Origin of the sequence: Tepidamorphus gemmatus, assembly GCF_004346195.1 — a bacterium.
Classification (GTDB): Bacteria; Pseudomonadota; Alphaproteobacteria; order Rhizobiales; family Tepidamorphaceae; genus Tepidamorphus; species Tepidamorphus gemmatus.
The window spans coordinates 124391-141719 of record NZ_SMAK01000003.1 but is presented as its reverse complement, the minus strand read 5'-3'; the positions used below and the strand labels follow the sequence as shown (position 1 = coordinate 141719).

At 68.6% G+C, this 17329-nt stretch carries 19 protein-coding genes; 10 read left to right on the top strand and 9 right to left on the bottom strand.

What is annotated here, in order from left to right:
- Positions 1 to 20: 20 nt before the first annotated feature.
- Genes EDC22_RS06040 through EDC22_RS06030 form a run of 3 tightly spaced genes read right to left on the bottom strand, consistent with a single transcriptional unit; the run spans position 21 to position 1838 of the window.
- Positions 21 to 419 carry a response regulator gene (locus tag EDC22_RS06040; protein WP_132805992.1) on the bottom strand — a complete coding sequence of 133 codons (399 nt, stop codon included), beginning with the start codon at positions 417 to 419 and terminating at the stop codon, positions 21 to 23.
- Positions 397 to 990 (bottom strand): hypoxanthine phosphoribosyltransferase, encoded by a 594-nt coding sequence (gene hpt / locus EDC22_RS06035; RefSeq protein ID WP_132805730.1) that lies wholly within the window; start codon positions 988 to 990, stop codon positions 397 to 399. The genes EDC22_RS06040 and hpt overlap by 23 nt, the downstream gene beginning before the upstream one ends.
- A complete protein-coding gene (locus EDC22_RS06030; RefSeq protein ID WP_132805729.1) occupies positions 987 to 1838 on the bottom strand; it encodes a zinc-ribbon domain-containing protein in 852 nt (283 codons plus the stop codon). Before EDC22_RS06030 ends, hpt begins: the two co-directional genes overlap by 4 nt.
- A gap of 140 nt (positions 1839 to 1978) precedes the next feature.
- Between EDC22_RS06030 and ftsE the strand changes: the two genes are divergently transcribed.
- The 4 genes from ftsE to EDC22_RS06010 all read left to right on the top strand — a co-directional run bounded on the left by ftsE (position 1979) and on the right by EDC22_RS06010 (position 5294).
- Positions 1979 to 2638, top strand: a complete 660-nt coding sequence (gene ftsE, locus EDC22_RS06025; protein WP_132805728.1) for a cell division ATP-binding protein FtsE — start codon at positions 1979 to 1981, stop codon at positions 2636 to 2638.
- Positions 2639 to 2646: 8 nt separating this feature from the next.
- Entirely contained in the window at positions 2647 to 3615 is a 969-nt protein-coding gene (locus EDC22_RS06020) for a cell division protein FtsX (protein WP_245499654.1), read from the top strand.
- 77 nt (positions 3616 to 3692) lie between these two features.
- Positions 3693 to 4418, top strand: a complete 726-nt coding sequence (locus EDC22_RS06015; RefSeq protein WP_165926812.1) for a YdcF family protein — start codon at positions 3693 to 3695, stop codon at positions 4416 to 4418.
- 60 nt (positions 4419 to 4478) lie between these two features.
- A complete protein-coding gene (locus EDC22_RS06010) occupies positions 4479 to 5294 on the top strand; it encodes a lysophospholipid acyltransferase family protein (protein WP_245499653.1) in 816 nt (271 codons plus the stop codon).
- On the opposite strand, the gene EDC22_RS06005 is transcribed toward EDC22_RS06010, so the two are convergent.
- Positions 5263 to 5988, bottom strand: coding sequence for a helix-turn-helix transcriptional regulator (locus EDC22_RS06005; RefSeq protein WP_132805726.1), 726 nt, complete (start codon positions 5986 to 5988; stop codon positions 5263 to 5265). The two genes, EDC22_RS06010 and EDC22_RS06005, sit on opposite strands and share 32 nt — an antisense overlap.
- Before the next feature lie 184 nt (positions 5989 to 6172).
- Here EDC22_RS06005 and EDC22_RS06000 point away from each other — a divergent pair, with 184 nt between their 5' ends.
- From EDC22_RS06000 to EDC22_RS05985, 4 genes are all read left to right on the top strand, one after another.
- Positions 6173 to 6445 (top strand): DUF1127 domain-containing protein, encoded by a 273-nt coding sequence (locus EDC22_RS06000; RefSeq protein ID WP_132805725.1) that lies wholly within the window; start codon positions 6173 to 6175, stop codon positions 6443 to 6445.
- Between the two features lie 29 nt (positions 6446 to 6474).
- Entirely contained in the window at positions 6475 to 6849 is a 375-nt protein-coding gene (locus tag EDC22_RS05995; RefSeq protein WP_132805724.1) for a VOC family protein, read from the top strand.
- Between the two features lie 126 nt (positions 6850 to 6975).
- The gene (locus tag EDC22_RS05990) at positions 6976 to 9363 is read left to right on the top strand and encodes an adenosylcobalamin-dependent ribonucleoside-diphosphate reductase (protein WP_132805723.1); all 2388 of its coding nucleotides are present in this window, start codon (positions 6976 to 6978) and stop codon (positions 9361 to 9363) included.
- A 16-nt stretch (positions 9364 to 9379) separates the two neighbouring features.
- Positions 9380 to 10351 (top strand): endonuclease/exonuclease/phosphatase family protein, encoded by a 972-nt coding sequence (locus tag EDC22_RS05985; protein WP_132805722.1) that lies wholly within the window; start codon positions 9380 to 9382, stop codon positions 10349 to 10351.
- A 248-nt stretch (positions 10352 to 10599) separates the two neighbouring features.
- Here the strand turns inward: EDC22_RS05985 and EDC22_RS05980 are convergent, their stop codons facing one another.
- The 5 genes from EDC22_RS05980 to ccmA all read right to left on the bottom strand — a co-directional run bounded on the left by EDC22_RS05980 (position 10600) and on the right by ccmA (position 13517).
- Positions 10600 to 11220 (bottom strand): DsbE family thiol:disulfide interchange protein, encoded by a 621-nt coding sequence (locus EDC22_RS05980; protein ID WP_132805721.1) that lies wholly within the window; start codon positions 11218 to 11220, stop codon positions 10600 to 10602.
- Positions 11217 to 11408: a heme exporter protein CcmD gene (gene ccmD, locus EDC22_RS05975; protein WP_132805720.1), complete on the bottom strand. Its 192-nt coding sequence runs from the start codon at positions 11406 to 11408 to the stop codon at positions 11217 to 11219. Before ccmD ends, EDC22_RS05980 begins: the two co-directional genes overlap by 4 nt.
- A gap of 12 nt (positions 11409 to 11420) precedes the next feature.
- Positions 11421 to 12152 (bottom strand): heme ABC transporter permease, encoded by a 732-nt coding sequence (locus EDC22_RS05970; protein ID WP_132805719.1) that lies wholly within the window; start codon positions 12150 to 12152, stop codon positions 11421 to 11423.
- Positions 12153 to 12246: 94 nt separating this feature from the next.
- Positions 12247 to 12915, bottom strand: coding sequence for a heme exporter protein CcmB (gene ccmB / locus EDC22_RS05965; RefSeq protein ID WP_132805989.1), 669 nt, complete (start codon positions 12913 to 12915; stop codon positions 12247 to 12249).
- Entirely contained in the window at positions 12915 to 13517 is a 603-nt protein-coding gene (gene ccmA, locus EDC22_RS05960; protein WP_132805988.1) for a heme ABC exporter ATP-binding protein CcmA, read from the bottom strand. Before ccmA ends, ccmB begins: the two co-directional genes overlap by 1 nt.
- 201 nt (positions 13518 to 13718) lie before the next feature.
- Between ccmA and acnA the strand changes: the two genes are divergently transcribed.
- Complete coding sequence (gene acnA / locus EDC22_RS05955) at positions 13719 to 16433, top strand: aconitate hydratase AcnA (RefSeq protein WP_132805718.1); 2715 nt, start codon at positions 13719 to 13721, stop codon at positions 16431 to 16433.
- A gap of 121 nt (positions 16434 to 16554) precedes the next feature.
- Positions 16555 to 17286, top strand: coding sequence for a DUF1223 domain-containing protein (locus EDC22_RS05950; RefSeq protein WP_132805717.1), 732 nt, complete (start codon positions 16555 to 16557; stop codon positions 17284 to 17286).
- Positions 17287 to 17329: the final 43 nt, after the last annotated feature.

Sequence of the window (17329 nt, the reverse complement as noted above, 5' to 3'; positions counted from 1 at the left end):
GCGACCGTCGCGGCTGGCCATCAGGCGCTGCAGTGGGCCTCGCCGGCGACCGCCGGCGCTGTGAGCACCTCGCGTACCTTGGCGCGGATCTCGGCCAGGGTGAACGGCTTCAGCACGACGTCGCGGACGATCTCGTCGAGATCGCCCGCCCGCTCGCGCTGGTTGGCGTAGCCGGTCATCAGCAGGATCGGCACGTCCGGACGCTCGCGCGCGACATTGAGGGCGAGGCCGATGCCGTCCATCACCGGCATCACGATATCCGACAGTACCAGGTCGCAGCCGCTGGCCGGTCCGCGCAGCAGATTCAGCGCTTCGGCGCCGTCGCCGGCCTCGTACACCTCGTGACCCTCGCTCGAGAGGGCGCGGGCTACGAAGGCGCGCACGCCCTCGTCGTCTTCAACCAGCAGGATGCTCGCCATCGTCATCGGACCCCAGTTCGGAAACGCGCCCCTCGACGACGCCGACGAAGGGAAGCTCGCGGAACGCATGCGCGACGTCCATGCCGTAGCCGACCACGAACAGATCCGGGCAATCGAAACCGACGAAATCGGCCTCGATCGATGCGTTGCGGTGGCCCGGCTTGTCGAGCAGCACGCAGGTGAAGACCCGGGCGGCGCCGCGCGCAACCAGCAGATCCTTGGCGTAGGCCAGCGTGCGACCGGATTCGAGGATGTCGTCGACGAGGATGACGGTGCGGTCGCGCACGTCGCTCTCGATGTCGCGCAGCACGGTGACACGGCCGGAGGATTCGGTGCCGGCGCCATAGCTCGACAGGCTCATGAACTCGACCTCCGGCGACTGGCCGGCGGCGTAGAGCGCGCGCAGCAGGTCGGCGGCGAAGACGAAGCTGCCCTTGAGGATCGCCACCACCAGGAATTCCGGTCCGCTGCGTGCAGCGATCTCGACGGCGAGGGCCTGGTTGCGGGCGGCGATCTCTTCGGGCGAGAACAGCACCCGGATCCTCAAGCCGCGGCGCTCGATCGTCGTCACGGCTGCGCCTCGACGATGCGGCGGCCGCGCTCCATGAAGCGCATCTGCACGGTGTCGGCGGCACGCGGCGGCGAGGCGAGACGGGTCCGGAACGGCATCACGGCGGCCGGTTCGATGACCTTCTGACGCGGCTCGACGCTCCAGGCGTAGATTTCCTCGCCCGAGCGTCCGCGCAGGCCGAAGCGGATCGCGGGAACCGGCAGCGGCTCGTTGCGGATGTTAACGATCTCTCCCTCCAGGATCAGAACCGGGATGCCGTCCTCGAAATCGCGACGATAGCTCAGATTCGCGAATTCGAGGCCGCGCAGGTTGACCGGCAGGCCGACAAGCTCGTAGAGCGCGGCCGCCGAGGGCAACGCGCGCACCACGTCCTCGCGGTAGTACACCGCCGCGGCAGCACCCGCCAGGACCGCTCCGACCAGCGCCGCCTCGAAAGGCCCCAGACCCGACCGGCCGGCGCGGCCGGCGCGACGCCGGAGTCGGGCCGCGCGCCGGGCGGCCTCGCGGGCGCGGGCGGCCTGTTCGACATCGCGACCGGTTGCCGGTGCGACCTTGTCGGCAGCGTCTTCGCCCCGTCCGTCTCCAACCTGTCCGTCCTCACCCGGTCCGTCCTCGACGATCCGTGCGCCGCGCGGGGCGGGCTCGGCAGCGGGGTCGGGCGCGTGGGCGAAGGCGTCGGCAGGGGCAGCCTCGGGCGGGAGGATTTCCTGCGCTGACGTCGGCGACAGGTTGCGTTCGGCGTGCCATATCTCGCGACAGCGCGCGCAGCGGACCTTGCGGCCGGCGGCCGGGAAGGTTGCCGCATCGATTTCGTAGCTCGTGCCGCAGTTCGGACACGTGATCGTCATCGTCGTCCCAAAACGTTCGCCAGCCGCGACTGGCCCGACGGCGCGCGGGGCGGCGCGTGGTTTCAACTGCCCGGATTATGATTAATGAAGCCTTAAGCGGACCGGCCGATGGTGGCCGCCGGCAGTCCAGGGAGCAGGACGTGATCCGTTTCGAAAATGTCGGTCTGCGCTACGGCATGGGGCCGGAGGTGCTGCGCGACATCTCGTTCCGAATCGATGCGGGGTCGTTCCAGTTCCTCACCGGTCCCTCCGGCGCGGGCAAGACCTCGCTGATGCGCCTGCTGTTTCTGGCGCTGAAGCCGACCCGCGGGCTGATCACCATGTTCGGCCACGACGTCTCGAGGCTGTCGCGGTCGGACCTGCCGACGGTGCGGCGGCGGATCGGGGTGATCTTCCAGGATTTCCGGCTGCTCGACCACCTGACCACCTATGAGAACGTCGCCCTGCCGCTGCGAGTGATCGGCAAGGCGGAATCGGACTACCGCACCGACGTGGTCGAACTGCTGCACTGGGTTGGCCTCGGCGACCGCATGCATGTGCATCCTCCGGTCCTGTCCGGCGGCGAGAAGCAGCGCGCCTCGATCGCGCGGGCGGTGATCACCCAGCCGGAGCTGCTGCTTGCCGACGAGCCGACCGGCAATGTCGACCCGACGCTCGCCCGGCGCCTGCTGCGGCTGTTCATGGAGCTGCACCGGCTAGGCACCACGGTTGTCATCGCCACCCACGACATCGGCCTCATGGACCAGTACGATGCGCGCCGCTTCGTCCTCAACGAGGGCCGGATGCACATCTACGACTGACCCGAGCGATGGCCCATCCTGCAAACTCCGGACCGATGGACGACGACGAGCGGCGGCGCGAGCTGGACGAGCTCGGGTTCGAACCGTCCTCCGCCATCGTGCCGGCAGCGGGTGTGGCGAGCCGTGCCCTGTTCTTCGTGCTGGCGATCATGTCGTTCCTCGCCTGCATCACCGTCGGCGCAGTCGCCGTCGTCGCCACGGCGGCGAGCGACTGGCGCACCGACATCGCCGGCGAGGTCACGGTGCAGGTCCGGCCGGTTGAGGGTCTCGACATGGCGGCGGCGATTCACGAGGCGACCACGCTGATCAGTGCGACGCCCGGTGTGCGCGCGGTGCGGGCGCTTTCGGAGGCGGAGTTGCGCGGCCTGCTGGAGCCGTGGCTGGGCTCGGGCGTCGATCTCGACGAGCTGCCGGTGCCGCGGCTGATCGTCGTCGAGATCGACCGCCATGCTCCACCCGACATCGCCGCTCTCAGGGCGCGACTGATGAGCGCAGTACCGACCTCCAGCCTCGACGATCACGAGCTCTGGCAGGGGCGACTGGCGGTAATGGCGAACACGCTGATCGTATCCGGCATCGGCATCCTCGCCCTGGTGCTGTGCGCCACGGTGCTCTCGGTGATCTTCGCGACGCGCGGGGCGATGGCGAGCAACAGGGACATCGTCGAGGTCCTGCATCTGGTCGGTGCGAAGGAATCCTTCATCGCCCGCGAGTTCGAGCGGCATTTCCTGCGGCTCGGACTGAAGGGAGGGCTGGCCGGCGGGGCAATGGCGGTGGCGGCGTTCGGCGCGGTGCGCTGGATCACTGCCCAGTTCGCGGCAACGCCGGCCGGCGACCAGTTCGATGCGCTGTTTGGCGCCGTCTCCGTCGGCTGGACAACCTTCGCCGGCGTCGTGCTGACCGTCCTGCTGGTGGCGGTGCTGACGGCGCTGACCTCGCGCATCACCGTGTTCCGGTTCCTCAGGGTGTTCGACTGACGGAAGAATCGTGGCGGCGGCGCGCGGCGCTTGCCGCGAGCGCGCCTCATTCCCTAGTATCCTGTTGATCCGACATGATGAACATCGAACGCGACCAGGCGCCACCGGGGGCAATCGTGGACACCGAGACGCCAGTGCGGCGACCGGCACCGAAGCGCCGTGCGCGATGGCGCATGCTCGTCGTCGGCCTGGCGGGGACAGCCATCGCGGGCGGCATCGCCTTCGCCATCGGATTCCTGCATTTCGTCGATACGGTCAGCCGGTTCCAGAAGCCCGAGACGACGGAATACGCCGATGCCATCGTGGCGCTGACCGGCGGCGCCGACCGGATCAACGACGCCATGGCGCTGCTCAACGAAGGCCGGGCGCGACGGCTGCTGATTTCGGGCGTCAATCCGAGCACCAGCCGCGAGGCGCTGGCGAGCCTGACGCTGGCTCCGGAGTTCCTGTTCTCCTGCTGTGTCGATCTCGGCCGCTCGGCACTCAATACCGTCGGCAACGCCAAGGAGACGCGCGACTGGGTGCGCAGCAACGGCTTCCGCTCGGTGATCGTCGTCACCTCGAGCTACCACCTGCCGCGCAGTCTCAACGAGATTGCGCGGGAGTTGCCGGAAGCGCGCCTGATCCCCCACGCCGTGGTAACGGAAAGGATGCGCGCCGAGGACTGGTGGCACGATCCGGACACCGCCCGGCTTCTCCTCGCGGAGTTCACGAAGTATCTGATGTCGATCGCACGGTTGCGGTTCAGCGAGCCGACCGCGATCTCCGGGATGACGCGCAGCGCTGCCCACGCCGGCGACTGACCGCAGCCGGCCTGCCGGCACGGCGTGGCAGACCCGCGGCAGCGAGCAGGGGCGACGGCATTGGCAGTCAGGTCGATACTCTTCAACATCGCCTTCTACCTGAACATCATCGTCTGGATGATCGGTTGCACGCCGATGCTGCTGCTGCCGCGGCGCTGGACGATCGGGTGCGTGCATGGCTGGGCGCGCTGTTCGACCTGGCTCCTCGAGGTGATCGGCGGCGTGCGGGTCGAGGTGCGGGGCGGGCTGCCCCGGCGAGGCATGCCGCTGCTGGTTGCCGCCAAGCATCAGTCGGTGTTCGAGACCTTCGCGCTGCTACCCTACTTCTCCGATCCAGCCTTCATCCTGAAGCGGGAGCTCACCTGGATCCCGCTGTTCGGATGGTGGTGCCGCAAGATGCGGATGATCCCGGTGGACCGCGGCAGGGGTGCGACGGCGCTCAAGGACATGGCGCGGCGGGCGCATGCGGAGGCCGCGCGCGGCCGCCAGATCGTCATCTTCCCGGAAGGCACGCGCCGGCCGCCCGGCGCCCCGCCGCAATACAAGCAGGGAGTGAGCCTGCTCTATGCGACGATGCAGGTTCCCTGCCTGCCGGTGGCGCTCAATTCCGGCCTCTTCTGGCCGCGGCGCAAATGGCAGCGCTATCCCGGAACGATTCTTGTCGAGTTCCTCGAGCCGATTCCGCCGGGCCTCGATCGCGAGGCGTTCCGCGAGCGGCTCGAGACGGCGATCGAGACCGCCAGCGACCGTCTCCTCGGCGAGGCCGCCGCTGCCCCCAACCCGCCACCGATACCGGACGAGGCGCGCGCCAGGCTCGAGGGCATGGTGGCCGCGGCCACGCCTACTACCCCGCCTCCTCGTCGTCAGGCCGGTTGAGCGCGCTGCGTGTCCAGGGCCGTTCGCGGCGCAGGAAATCGGTCAGCGTCTTGCCCGGCTCGTGGCGGAAGCGCTCCGGCTCGACGTGGAAGTCCTCGATCCGGTCGAGGCGGAAGGTTCGGAAATCGGCCCTGAGCTCGCACCAGGCGGCGAGCAGCCAGACCGGGCCGAAATAGGCGAGCGACAATGGCCGCACGGACCGCTCCGACGCCTGGCCGATGATGTCGGTATAGCGGAAATGCACCTTGAGCTGCTGCCGCACCGCCCGTCGCAGTTCGGCGAGGTCGAAGCGCAGGGGCTCCATGAACTGGCCGGGCGGCGCGAGCAGCGCGGTGTTCGACATGTAGCCGCGCAGACGGTCGGGAATCACCGCCTCGACCTTGGCGATGACGTCGGAGGCGGCGCGCGCGAGCTCGGCATCCGACAGCGATTCGACGATGCGGGCGCCGAGCACCAGCGCCTCGATCTCCTGCTCGGTGAACATCAGCGGCGGCAGGTCGAAACCGGCCCGGAGCACATAGCCGATCCCCGCCTCGCCCTCGATCGGCACCCCGCTCGCCATCAGATCCCGGATGTCGCGGTAGACGGTGCGGTCTGACACTTCCAGCGCCTCGGCGAGATCGCGGGCGCGCGTCGCCCCGTGGCGGCGGCGCAGGATCTGGATGATCTCGAACAGTCGGTCAGCGCGGCGCATGCGATCGGCTCTCCGGAAACCTCGCTGACCATGGACCATCCCTCCTGACAGCACGCTGTCAGGAGCCTGTCGAGGCTGCTGACAGAAGGCTGTCAGGGGCCGCCCGCATAGTGCGCCGACAGCCGGCGCTCGGCCAGTGGCGCGGTCCGGCTGCGGATCATCCGCACGAAGAAGGCTCAAGGTCATGCTCAACTTCCTGTTCACCCCCGTTCCGTTCACCGTCGACGCTCGGCCGACCATGTCCGGCCGGCTGATTCTGCAGACGGTCTCCGCCGTGGCTGGCGGACTGCGCCGCTGGCATCGCCGGCGGGTCACGATCCACCGCCTGCAGGCGCTCGACGACGTCCTTCTCAAGGACATCGGGCTCAGCCGCGGCCAGATCGAGGGCCATATCCGCCGCACCGATCCCGAGCGCGGCCATCGCTTCCCGATCCGCGACCGCGCCCACATTCTCTGACCGATCGTCACACCAGGAGGAGACCGACGATGATCGACCACGTCTCGCTGGGCGTCCGCGATCTGATCGCGACGAAGCGATTCTACGATGCCGCGCTGGCGCCGCTCGGCTATGCCTGCCTGAGCGGCGACGCCACCTCTCTCGGCTACGGTCGCGACCGTGTCCGACTGTGGATTGCTGCGACCGCGCGGCCGGTGCCGGCCGATCCCGCATCGGGACTGCACATCTGCTTCGATGCGCCGGACCGGCGGGCGGTCGATGCCTTTCATGCGGCGGCACTCGAAGCCGGGGGCAGTGACAACGGCGCTCCGGGGCTGCGGACCGCCTACGCACCGGACTACTACGCGGCATTCGTCATCGATCCCGATGGCTACCGGCTCGAGGCCTGTTGCGGAGGGACCTGAGCGCCGCAGACCGTCGGCAGGGGCCGGCAAGGTACAAATCGGGAACATTCGATTGACCGGAGCCGTGCGCCGCGCGATAGTGCCGAAAGCTGCCCTTGAGGCGGCACCGAGCAGCGAGCATCGGCCATGAACGAGGCTGACTCCGGCGGCGGCGCGGGACTACCGCCGTCCGCGATCGCCGCCGAGATCTGGGACATGAAGTATCGGCTGCGCGATGCGGACGGCACGCCGATGGAGGCCGGCGTCGGCGATACGTTCCGCCGCGTCGCGAAGGCGGTCGCCGCCGCCGAACCCGACGAGACCGCCCGCGCGACATGGGCCGGGCGGTTCCTCGAACTGCTCGAGTCCGGCGTCTTCCTGCCTGCCGGACGCATCCTCGCCGGCGCCGGCAGCGGACGGCGGGTGACGCTGTTCAACTGCTTCGTCATGGGGACGATTCCCGACGATCTCGACGGCATCTTCACCCAGTTGCGCGAGGCGGCGCTGACCATGCAGCAGGGCGGCGGCATCGGTCACGATTTCTCAACGCTGAGGCCGAAAGGCGCGCCGGTCCGGTCGATCGGGGCGGATGCCTCCGGTCCGGTGAGCTTCATGGATGTCTGGGACGCCATGTGCCGCACCATCATGTCGGCGGGGTCGCGGCGCGGTGCGATGATGGGCACGCTCAGATGCGACCATCCCGACATCGAGGCCTTCATCGCGGCCAAGGCCGATCCGGCGCGGCTGCGGATGTTCAACCTGTCGGTGCTCGTCACCGACGCCTTCATCAAGGCGGTGGAGACCGACTCCGACTGGGACCTCGTGTTCGAGGGCCGCGTCTACCGCACCATCCGCGCCCGCGCGCTGTGGGACCGGATCATGCGCGCGACCTACGACTACGCCGAGCCGGGCGTGGTGTTCATCGACCGCATCAACGCCGAGAACAATCTCGCCTACTGCGAGACGATCCATGCGACGAACCCGTGCGGCGAGCAGCCGCTGCCGCCTTACGGCGCCTGTCTGCTCGGCTCGATCAATCTGGCGCGACTGGTGTCCGATCCGTTCGGACCGGCGGCGCGGCTCGATGCCGGGCGGCTGGCCGCGGCGAGCATGCTCGCCGTCCGCTTTCTCGACAATGTCATCGACGTGTCGAACTTCCCGCTGGAAGCCCAGGCGGCGGAAGCGCGGGCCAAGCGGCGCCTCGGCCTCGGCGTCACCGGACTAGCTGACGCGTTGGCGATGCTCGGCCTCGTCTACGGATCCGACGCGGCCGCAGCAGTGGCCCGGGACTGGATGCGGACGATCCAGAACGCCGCCTACCGCGCGAGCGCGGAACTTGCCGCCGAGAAGGGCGCCTTCCCGCTGTTCGACCGCGACCGGTTCATGAACAGCCCGGTGGTCGGCCGGCTCGATGCCGAGGTCCGGGCGCTGATCGCGGCGAACGGCATGCGCAACAGCCACCTCACCTCGATCGCGCCGACCGGGACGATTTCGCTGTTTGCCGACAACGTCTCGTCCGGCATCGAGCCGATCTTTTCGCTCGCCTACCGCCGCAAGGTGCTGATGCCGGACGGAAGCCGTCGCGAGGAGGAGGTCAGCGACTACGCCTACCGCCTGTGGCAGGCGCGCTGCGGCGCGGCGGCGCCACCACCCGATGTCTTCGTCACAGCCCAGACGCTGGATCCCGAGGCGCATCTGCGGATGCAGGCGGCCCTCCAGCCCTTCGTCGACGCGTCGATCTCGAAGACCATCAATCTGCCGCGCGACATCTCGTTCGAGGCCTTCAAGGACGTTTATGCGCGTGCCTATGCGCTGGGTCTGAAGGGCTGCACCACCTATCGGCCCAACGAGGTGACCGGATCGGTGCTGAGCGCCGAGGCGGCGGGCGCACCGGGATCCGCATCGCCGCCGGTTCAGGGCGCCGTCGCCGCGCCGCAGCCGAACCTGCCGCTGCCGGCCCCGCCGGCGCCGCGCGAGGCGGCGGCGCGCGACGGCCCGTCCGTCGTGCGCCTCGCCGAGCCGCTGCAGCGCGACGCGATCCTGCCCGGCTATACCTACAAGCTGCGCTGGCCAGACACCGAGCACGCGTTCTACATCACCATCAACGACATCGAGCGCGACGGGCGGCGTCGCCCGTTCGAGATCTTCATCAACTCGCGCAATGTCGAGCATTACGCCTGGACAGCGGCGCTGACGCTGCTGATCAGTGCGGTCTTCCGGCGCGGCGGCGACGTCTCCTTCGTGGTCGAGGAGCTGAAGGAGGTGTTCGATCCGCGCGGTGGACACTGGATGAACGGCCGCTACGTGCCGAGCCTGCTGGCAGCGATCGCCGAGGTGATCGAGCGGCACATGATCGACATCGGATTCCTCGTTCCGGCGCAGGCAGCGCCGGGCGAAGCGGATCCGCGCCGGGTCGCGCTGGCGGCGTTGCCAGAGGAAGTCGGGGCGAGGTGCCCGCGCTGCGGCCATCCGAGCCTCGTTCACCGCGAGGGCTGTCTTGCCTGCCTCGATTGCGGTTACTCCCGGTGCGGGTGAGGCGGCATCCGGGATCATGCGCATCGCGACCTTCAATCTGGAGGATTTCGGCGGCGCGCGTACCGGCGCGCCGGATCTCGAGAGCCGCCTCGCCGTGCTGCGGCCGCAGCTCGAGCGGCTTCGCGCCGACGTCGTCTGCCTGCAGGAGGTCAATACGGTCAAGGCAGGCGGCGAACGCCGGGCATTGGCCCTCGAACGGCTGATCGAGGGAACCTGGTATGCCGGCCATCGGCTCGTTCTTGGCACGGGACCGACCCGCCGACGCCCGGCCGACATCCACAACCTGGCGGTGCTGACCCGGTTGCCGGTGCGCGCGGTCGAGGACATCCGCCATGATCTGGTCGCGCCGCCGCGCTGGTGCCCCGCCACCGCCGATCCGCCGCTGGAGGTCCCGCAGGACCTGTCATGGGACAGGCCGATCCAGCACCTCACCCTCGACCTTCCGGACGGGCGGCCGCTCGCGCTGTTCAACCTGCATCTGCGCGCCCCGCTCGCCGCACCGATCCCCGGCCAGAAGACGGGACCGTTTCGCTGGAAGACGGTTTCGGGCTGGGCGGAGGGTTTCTTCGAGGCGGCGATCAAGCGGGCCGGTCAGGCGCTGGAGCTGCGCCTCGCGGTCGAGCGCGTGTTCGACGCCCGACCCGATGCGCTGATCGCAGTGTGCGGCGACTTCAATGCCGACGACCACGACACGGCGCTGCGGCTCGCCTGTGCCGGCGAGGACGATACCGGCACGGGAGCCCTGGCGACGCGGGTTCTGACCCCGGTGGCGCGGTCGCTGCCGGTGGATCGACGCTTCACGGTGCTGCATCACGGGCGCCCGCTGATGCTCGACCACATCCTGGCGAGCCGGGGACTGCTCGGCCATCTGACACATGTCGCGATCCACAACGAGATGCTCGACGACGAGCTGATCGCCTATCGGCGGATCGAGCGCTCGCCCGCATCGCTGCACGCGCCGATCGTTGCGGAGTTCAGTTTCCCATGAGGGTCTGCACGCCTTGCCTGCCGTCCTGCGCCCACTGCATCACCCCGGCTGGTGGCCACGCGTGAGGCCCGCCAGCCGGACTGCGGACACGACCGGCCGTGCTGCCCTCCCGATCCCGGATTGGCCTGTCGGCCGTCCGGGATGAAACCGGAGGCGACCGCGGTGACACCTGGCGCAGGGGCGGATGATGATGCGCGGACGCTGGATCGTCGAAGCTGCGGCGGCACGACGCCCTGGACAGCGGCCGATCAGGATCCGGCCGGCGGCGCGGATGCCGCGAGTGCCTTCTCGATCTCGGGGATCAGGCGCTCGCGGAGCGATTGCGGCGTGATCTGTCCGATGTGCTTGTAGAGGATCGTGCCGTCGCCGCCGACGACAAAGGTCTCCGGCACGCCATAGACGCCCCAGTCGATGCCGACGCGGCCGTTGGCATCGACGCCGACCGCGTCGAACGGGTTGCCGTAGCGTCCGAGGAAGCGGCGGGCGTTCTCGCCGGCGTCCTTGTAGTTGATGCCATAGAGGCGGAACCGGTCGTCGCGGGCGAGCTCGGCGAGCAGCGGATGCTCGTCACGGCAGGGGGCGCACCAGGAGGCCCAGACATTGACCACGGAGACGTTGCCGTCGCGAAGTCCGGCGGCGTCGAAGCCGGGCACCTGCGTCCCGTCGCGTTCAAGCCCCTCGAGCGCCGGCAGCGTGAACTCCGGCACCGGCCGCCCGATCAGCGCCGAGGGCACCGCCGAGGGATCGCCGCTGAACAGGCGGTAGAGCAGGAGGCCGCACAGCACCGCGAAGACGAGCAGCGGCGCGGCAACCGCGATCCGCACCCAGAGCGGGCGGACCGGGCGGGCGGGAAGCGGTTCACTGGTCATCGGGCGGGCTCGCGGCCGATTGCGGCGGCGACCTCCGCATGGCGGCGGCGGACGCCGCGGCGCTCCAGGTCGTCGAGAGCGGCGCGTTGCCGACGGCCATCGACAACGACCCAGGCGACCAGCGCTCCGAGCACCGCGGCGGTGACGAGATAGGACGCCAGGATGAAGCCGAAATGGGCAATGTCCATCGTCCTGTCCCCCTACTGGGCTGGCGCCAGCACGGCGGCAGCCTTGATCCGCATCGCCCGGACCCGTCGACGCAGGATCTCGTTGCGCATCGCCGCGGTGTGGAGCGCCACGAACAGCAGCGTGTAGCCGCCTGCCATGATGAGCAGCGGCCACAGCATCGAGGCGTCGATGGTCGGCCCGTCGAGCCGGAACACGCTCGCCGGCTGGTGCAGGGTGTTCCACCAGTCGACCGAGAACTTGATGATCGGGATGTTGACGAAGCCGACCAGCGCCAGGATCGCCGCGGGGCGGGCGGCGCGCACCGGATCGTCGAAGGCGCGCCACAGCGCGATCAGCCCGAGATACATGAGAAACAGGACGAGGACCGAGGTCAGCCGCGCATCCCACACCCACCAGGTGCCCCACATCGGCTTGCCCCACAGCGAGCCGGTGATCAGCGCCAGGAAGGTGAAGGCGGCGCCGACCGGCGCGGCGACCTTCGCCGACACGTCGGCGAGCGGATGGCGCCAGACGAGCGTACCGATGCCGGAGACGGCGATCACCGTGTAGCACATCATCGCGAGCCAGGCGGCCGGCACGTGGATGTACATGATCAGCACGGTATGGCCCTGCTGGTAGTCGGCAGGCGCGCGGAACGCCATGACAAGCCCGATGGCGAGCACCAGACCGGCGGCACTCCACAGCCACGGCATCAGCCGGTCGGTCAGCGCCATGAACCGGGTCGGGTTGGCGAACGCGATCATCGGGGGTCCTCGATCCGCCTCTTGTCTCAGTCGCGCTACCGGTTGCCGGCGCCGTCCGCCTTGATGCGGAACAAGCCGGGACCGGCAGGTTACATCAATCGAGCGCCAGGCGCAGCGCGGCCGCCGCCGCGACCGGCGCCAGGACCAGGCTCGCCAGACTGATGCCGGCCAGCACCATCAGCGGCGTCGCCATCGCCATGGGCCCGGTGACCGCCGCAGAGGTGGCGCCGACACCGAAGATGAGCACCGGAACGGCAAGTGGCAAGACCAGAACCGGCACGAGCAGACCGCCGCGGCGAAGCGCCACCGTCAGCGCGGCGCCGATGGTGCCGACGAAGGTGAGCGCCGGCGTGCCGATCAGCAGCGTCAGCGACACCGCCAGCAGCGCACCCGGCGCGATGTTGAGCATCAGTCCGAGCAGCGGTGCGACGATCACCAGCGGCAGGCCCGTCGTCATCCAGTGCGCCAGTGCCTTCACCGCGACCGCGAGCACCAGCGGTGTCTCGGCCATGACCAGCAGGTCGAGCGAGCCGTCCTCGTAGTCGGCCTGGAACAGACGGTCGAGGCCGAGCAGCGTGGCGAGCAACGCCGCCACCCACAGGATGGCCGGACCGACCCGCTGCAGCAGATTGAGATCAGGGCCAACCGCGAACGGCATCAGCGAGACGACGATCAGGAAGAACATCGCCCCCATCATCGCGCCGCCGCCGACACGCAGCGCCAGCCGCGCCTCGCGGCGGAACAGGGCGGCAAGCGCGCCCATCATCGCCGGCCTCCCAGCGTCAGCGTCGCGGCAGCAAGCGGCAGGTCGACATGGGTCGCCACCAGCGCCAGCCCGCCGCCGGCAAGATGGCCTGCGATCAGCTCGAACAGGCGATCGCGCCCGTCGGCATCGAGCGCGGTTGTCGGTTCGTCGAGCAGCCAGACCGGACGGCTGGCGGCAACGAGCCTTGCGAGCGCGAGCCGGCGGCGCTGCCCGGCCGACAGCACGGCGGCCGGAAAATCGGCCAGCGGACCGATGCCCATGGTCTCCAGCGCCGCCGCCACCGGGCGGTCGCCGCCGCCGAGCATCCTCGCCCAGAATTCGAGATTCTCGGCAACCGTCAGCGCCGGCTTCAGCGCGTCGAGGTGACCGACATAGTGGGTCTGTTCGGCGAGCGGCACATCAGGCTGGCCGCCGAGCAGATCGAGCCGGCCGCCACCGATCCGGACGAGACCGGCGATGAGCCGGAGCAGCGACGACTTGCCGGCGCCGTTCGGCCCACGCAGCTGCAGCAGACCGCCCGCCGGCACGGCGAAGGACACGCCGTCGAAAACCTCGCGGCCGCCCCTTACGCAGGCCAGGTCCTCGCCGACAAGCCTCAACAACGAACGGCCTCCGGCGCTGCGCCCGGCAGGACCGCAGCGGGTGTCGGTATTGCTTTCGTCATATGGCACCCTTCCCAGAAATTCCGTATATACCCGGCAAGCGGGGCCTGGGTCCGCCTGCATGCACCTGCGTGCGACCGGCGTTCGCCCTTGACCCCACGATCCCGCCACCGACCCCCGAACCGCAGGGACGATACCGTGACCACCACTTCGCTCGACAGCTTCAAGGCCCGCAAGACCCTCAAGGTCGGTACCAAGACCTATGAGTATTTCAGCCTTAAGGCCGCCGAGGAGAACGGCCTCGAGGGGGTATCCCGCCTGCCGTTCTCGATGAAGGTGCTCCTTGAGAACCTGTTGCGCTTCGAGGACGGCCGCACCGTGACCAAGGACGACATCGCTGCGGTCGCGGCCTGGCTCAAGACGAAGTCTTCCGACCGGGAGATCGCCTTTCGCCCGGCCCGCGTGCTGATGCAGGACTTCACCGGCGTCCCGGCGATCGTCGATCTCGCGGCAATGCGCGACGCGATGACGATGCTCGGCGGCGATCCGAAGCGAATCAACCCGCTCGTCCCCGTCGATCTGGTCATCGACCATTCGGTGATCGTCGACGAGTACGGCAATGCCCGCGCCTTCGCCAAGAACGTCAAGCTCGAATACGAACGCAACGGCGAGCGCTACCGCTTCCTGCGCTGGGGCCAGGAGGCATTCGACAATTTCCGCGTCGTCCCGCCCGGCACCGGCATCTGCCACCAGGTTAACCTGGAATACCTCTCCCAGACCGTGTGGACCAGGAAAGAGAAGGTGAAGGACGCCGAGGGAAAGTCGACCACCGTCGAGTTCGCCTATCCCGACACGCTGGTCGGCACCGACAGCCACACCACCATGGTCAACGGCCTGTCGGTGCTGGGCTGGGGCGTCGGCGGCATCGAGGCGGAAGCGGCAATGCTCGGCCAACCGATCTCGATGCTGATCCCCGAGGTGATCGGCTTCAGGCTCACCGGCCGGCTCAAGGAAGGCGTCACCGCCACCGACCTGGTGTTGACCGTCACGCAGATGCTGCGCAAGAAGGGCGTGGTCGGCAAGTTCGTCGAATTCTACGGGCCGGGCCTCGCCCATCTGCCGCTCGAGGATCGCGCGACGATCGGCAACATGGCGCCGGAATACGGGGCGACCTGCGGCTTCTTCCCCATCGACGAGGACACGCTGCGTTATCTGAAGGATACCGGCCGCACCACCGCCCGCGTCGAGCTCGTCGCGGCCTACGCCAAGGCGCAGGGGATGTTCCGGACGGCGGATACGCCCGATCCGGAATTCACCGACACGCTTGAACTCGACCTGTCCGAGGTCGAACCCTCGATCGCCGGTCCGAAACGGCCGCAGGACCGGGTGCTGCTCGCCGAGGCGAAGGCGAAGTTCATCGAGGCGATGGACAGCGAGTTCAAGAAGGGCGGAGACCTCGGCAAGCGCGTCAAGGTCGAGGGCGAGGCGTACGATCTCGGCCACGGCGACGTGGTGATCGCCGCGATCACCTCGTGCACCAACACCTCCAACCCCTACGTGATGATCGGTGCCGGCCTGCTCGCCCGCAACGCCGCAGCGCGCGGTCTGAAGCCGAAACCGTGGGTCAAGACCTCGCTCGCTCCCGGCAGCCAGGTCGTTGCCGAGTATCTCGACAAGTCGGGCCTGCAGAAGGATCTCGACAAGCTCGGGTTCAACCTGGTCGGCTTCGGCTGCACCACCTGCATCGGCAATTCGGGGCCGCTGCCCGAGGCGATCTCGAAGACGATCAACTCGGCCGATCTCGTCGCCTGTTCGGTTCTGTCGGGCAACCGCAACTTCGAGGGTCGGGTCAATCCCGATGTGCGTGCCAACTACCTGGCCTCGCCGCCGCTGGTGGTCGCCTACGCGCTCGCCGGATCGCTGACGGTCGATCTCGCCACGGAACCGCTCGGCACCGACAAGACGGGCAATCCGGTCTATCTGAAGGACATCTGGCCCTCCTCGGCGGAAATCTCCGAGTTCGTGCGCAAGACGATCAACCCGCAGATGTTCAAGGAAAAGTACGCGGACGTCTTCAAGGGCGACGAGAACTGGCAGAAGATCAAGGTCGAGGGCGGCCTCACCTACCGGTGGGACAACAACTCGACCTATGTCCAGAACCCGCCCTACTTCATCGGCATGGGCCGTGCGCCGGAGCCGGTGAAGGATATCGAGGGCGCGCGCATCCTTGGCCTGTTCCTCGATTCGATCACCACGGACCACATCTCGCCGGCCGGTTCGATCAAGCCGCAGAGCCCGGCCGGTCAGTATCTGATCGCGCACAATGTGCAGCCGGTCGACTTCAACCAGTATGGCACCAGGCGCGGCAATCACGAGGTGATGATGCGCGGCACCTTCGCCAACATCCGCATCAAGAACCAGATGGTTCCCGGAGTCGAAGGTGGCGTCACGATCCATTATCCCGACGGCACGCAGATGCCGATCTATGACGCGGCGATGAAATACCAGAAGGAGGGGGTGCCGCTGGTCGTGTTCGCCGGCCGCGAATACGGTACCGGCTCGTCGCGCGATTGGGCCGCGAAGGGAACCCGCCTGCTCGGTGTGCGCGCCGTTATTGCGCAGTCGTTCGAGCGCATCCACCGCTCCAACCTGATCGGCATGGGCGTACTGCCCCTGCAGTTCGAGGAGGGCCAGTCATGGCAGACGCTCGGCCTCAAGGGAGACGAGACGGTGACGATCAGGGGGCTTGCCGAGGGACTGAAGCCGCGGGTGAGGCTCGCGGCCGAGGTAACCTTCGCCGACGGCCGGACCGTGTCGGTCCCGCTGATCTGCCGCATCGATACGCTCGACGAGCTCGACTATTTCCGGAACGGCGGCATCCTGCACTATGTGTTGCGCAATCTGGCAGCGTAGCGGCACGGGACCGACAGGGTCGGGAGGGGCAGGATCTGCCGTCACCCCAATGTGACTGGCCTTTGATCGTCCGCCGCCTTATGCCCACCCCTGTCGGAACGAGGGCGGCAAGGCAATCGGCATGCGTTTCGGGGTGCTGACGGGACTGGCGTTGGCGGCGGCGATGCTGGCCGCGTTGCCCGGCTCGGCATCTGCGCAGCCCACCCGCATCGACGTGGTCGAGCTGTTCACCAGCCAGGGGTGCTCGTCCTGTCCGGAGGCGGACCGCATTCTCGGCGAACTGGCACGCCAGCCGTCCGTGCTCGCCCTGAGCTTCAGCATCGACTACTGGGATTATCTCGGCTGGAAGGACACCCTCGCGCAGCCCGACTTCACCGCCCGGCAGAAGGCCTATGCGCATGCCCGCGGCGATCGTGCGGTCTACACGCCGCAGGCCGTCGTCAACGGCCTCGCGCATGCCGCCGGATCGGACCGCAAGACCATCGAGGACATGATCCGCGCGACCGGCCGCCAACTCGATGCGCAGCGGGTCGTGCTGGAGGCCGACCGGTCGGGCGACGACATCGTGATCCGCGCCGGCGCCGGCAAGCCGCCGCGGACAGGCGCGGCGACGATCTGGTTCGTGACCTACGAGGAGCAGCGCACCGTCGAGATCAAGCGCGGCGAGAACCGCGGCCGCACCAACACCTACCACAACGTCGTCCGCCATATCGAAGCGGTTGCGCGCTGGAGCGGCGAGACCGTTGCGGTCTCCGTCCCGATGCCGCGCGGCAAGGGCAGCCGATGCGCCGTCATCCTGCAGGAAGGCAGTCCCGAGGAGCCGGGCGCCATTCTGGCCGCAGTCCGTCTGTGATCCGTCCAAGGCGGCGCGCAAGGGCCGGTTAACGCGACTTTGC

Excerpts from the sequence above, each read along its gene's own strand:
- EDC22_RS05990 (WP_132805723.1), top strand. The coding sequence starts at position 6,976 with ATGAACGAGGCTGACTCCGGCGGCGGCGCGGGACTACCGCCGTCCGCG.
- EDC22_RS06015 (WP_165926812.1), top strand. The coding sequence starts at position 3,693 with ATGAACATCGAACGCGACCAGGCGCCACCGGGGGCAATCGTGGACACC.
- EDC22_RS05985 (WP_132805722.1), top strand. The coding sequence starts at position 9,380 with ATGCGCATCGCGACCTTCAATCTGGAGGATTTCGGCGGCGCGCGTACC.
- EDC22_RS05980 (WP_132805721.1), bottom strand. The coding sequence starts at position 11,220 with ATGACCAGTGAACCGCTTCCCGCCCGCCCGGTCCGCCCGCTCTGGGTG.
- EDC22_RS06000 (WP_132805725.1), top strand. The coding sequence starts at position 6,173 with ATGCTCAACTTCCTGTTCACCCCCGTTCCGTTCACCGTCGACGCTCGG.
- EDC22_RS06030 (WP_132805729.1), bottom strand. The coding sequence starts at position 1,838 with ATGACGATCACGTGTCCGAACTGCGGCACGAGCTACGAAATCGATGCG.
- EDC22_RS05950 (WP_132805717.1), top strand. The coding sequence starts at position 16,555 with ATGCGTTTCGGGGTGCTGACGGGACTGGCGTTGGCGGCGGCGATGCTG.
- ccmD (WP_132805720.1), bottom strand. The coding sequence starts at position 11,408 with ATGGACATTGCCCATTTCGGCTTCATCCTGGCGTCCTATCTCGTCACC.
- EDC22_RS06020 (WP_245499654.1), top strand. The coding sequence starts at position 2,647 with ATGGCCCATCCTGCAAACTCCGGACCGATGGACGACGACGAGCGGCGG.
- EDC22_RS06005 (WP_132805726.1), bottom strand. The coding sequence starts at position 5,988 with ATGCGCCGCGCTGACCGACTGTTCGAGATCATCCAGATCCTGCGCCGC.
- EDC22_RS06040 (WP_132805992.1), bottom strand. The coding sequence starts at position 419 with ATGGCGAGCATCCTGCTGGTTGAAGACGACGAGGGCGTGCGCGCCTTC.
- EDC22_RS05995 (WP_132805724.1), top strand. The coding sequence starts at position 6,475 with ATGATCGACCACGTCTCGCTGGGCGTCCGCGATCTGATCGCGACGAAG.
- ccmB (WP_132805989.1), bottom strand. The coding sequence starts at position 12,915 with ATGGGCGCGCTTGCCGCCCTGTTCCGCCGCGAGGCGCGGCTGGCGCTG.
- EDC22_RS05970 (WP_132805719.1), bottom strand. The coding sequence starts at position 12,152 with ATGATCGCGTTCGCCAACCCGACCCGGTTCATGGCGCTGACCGACCGG.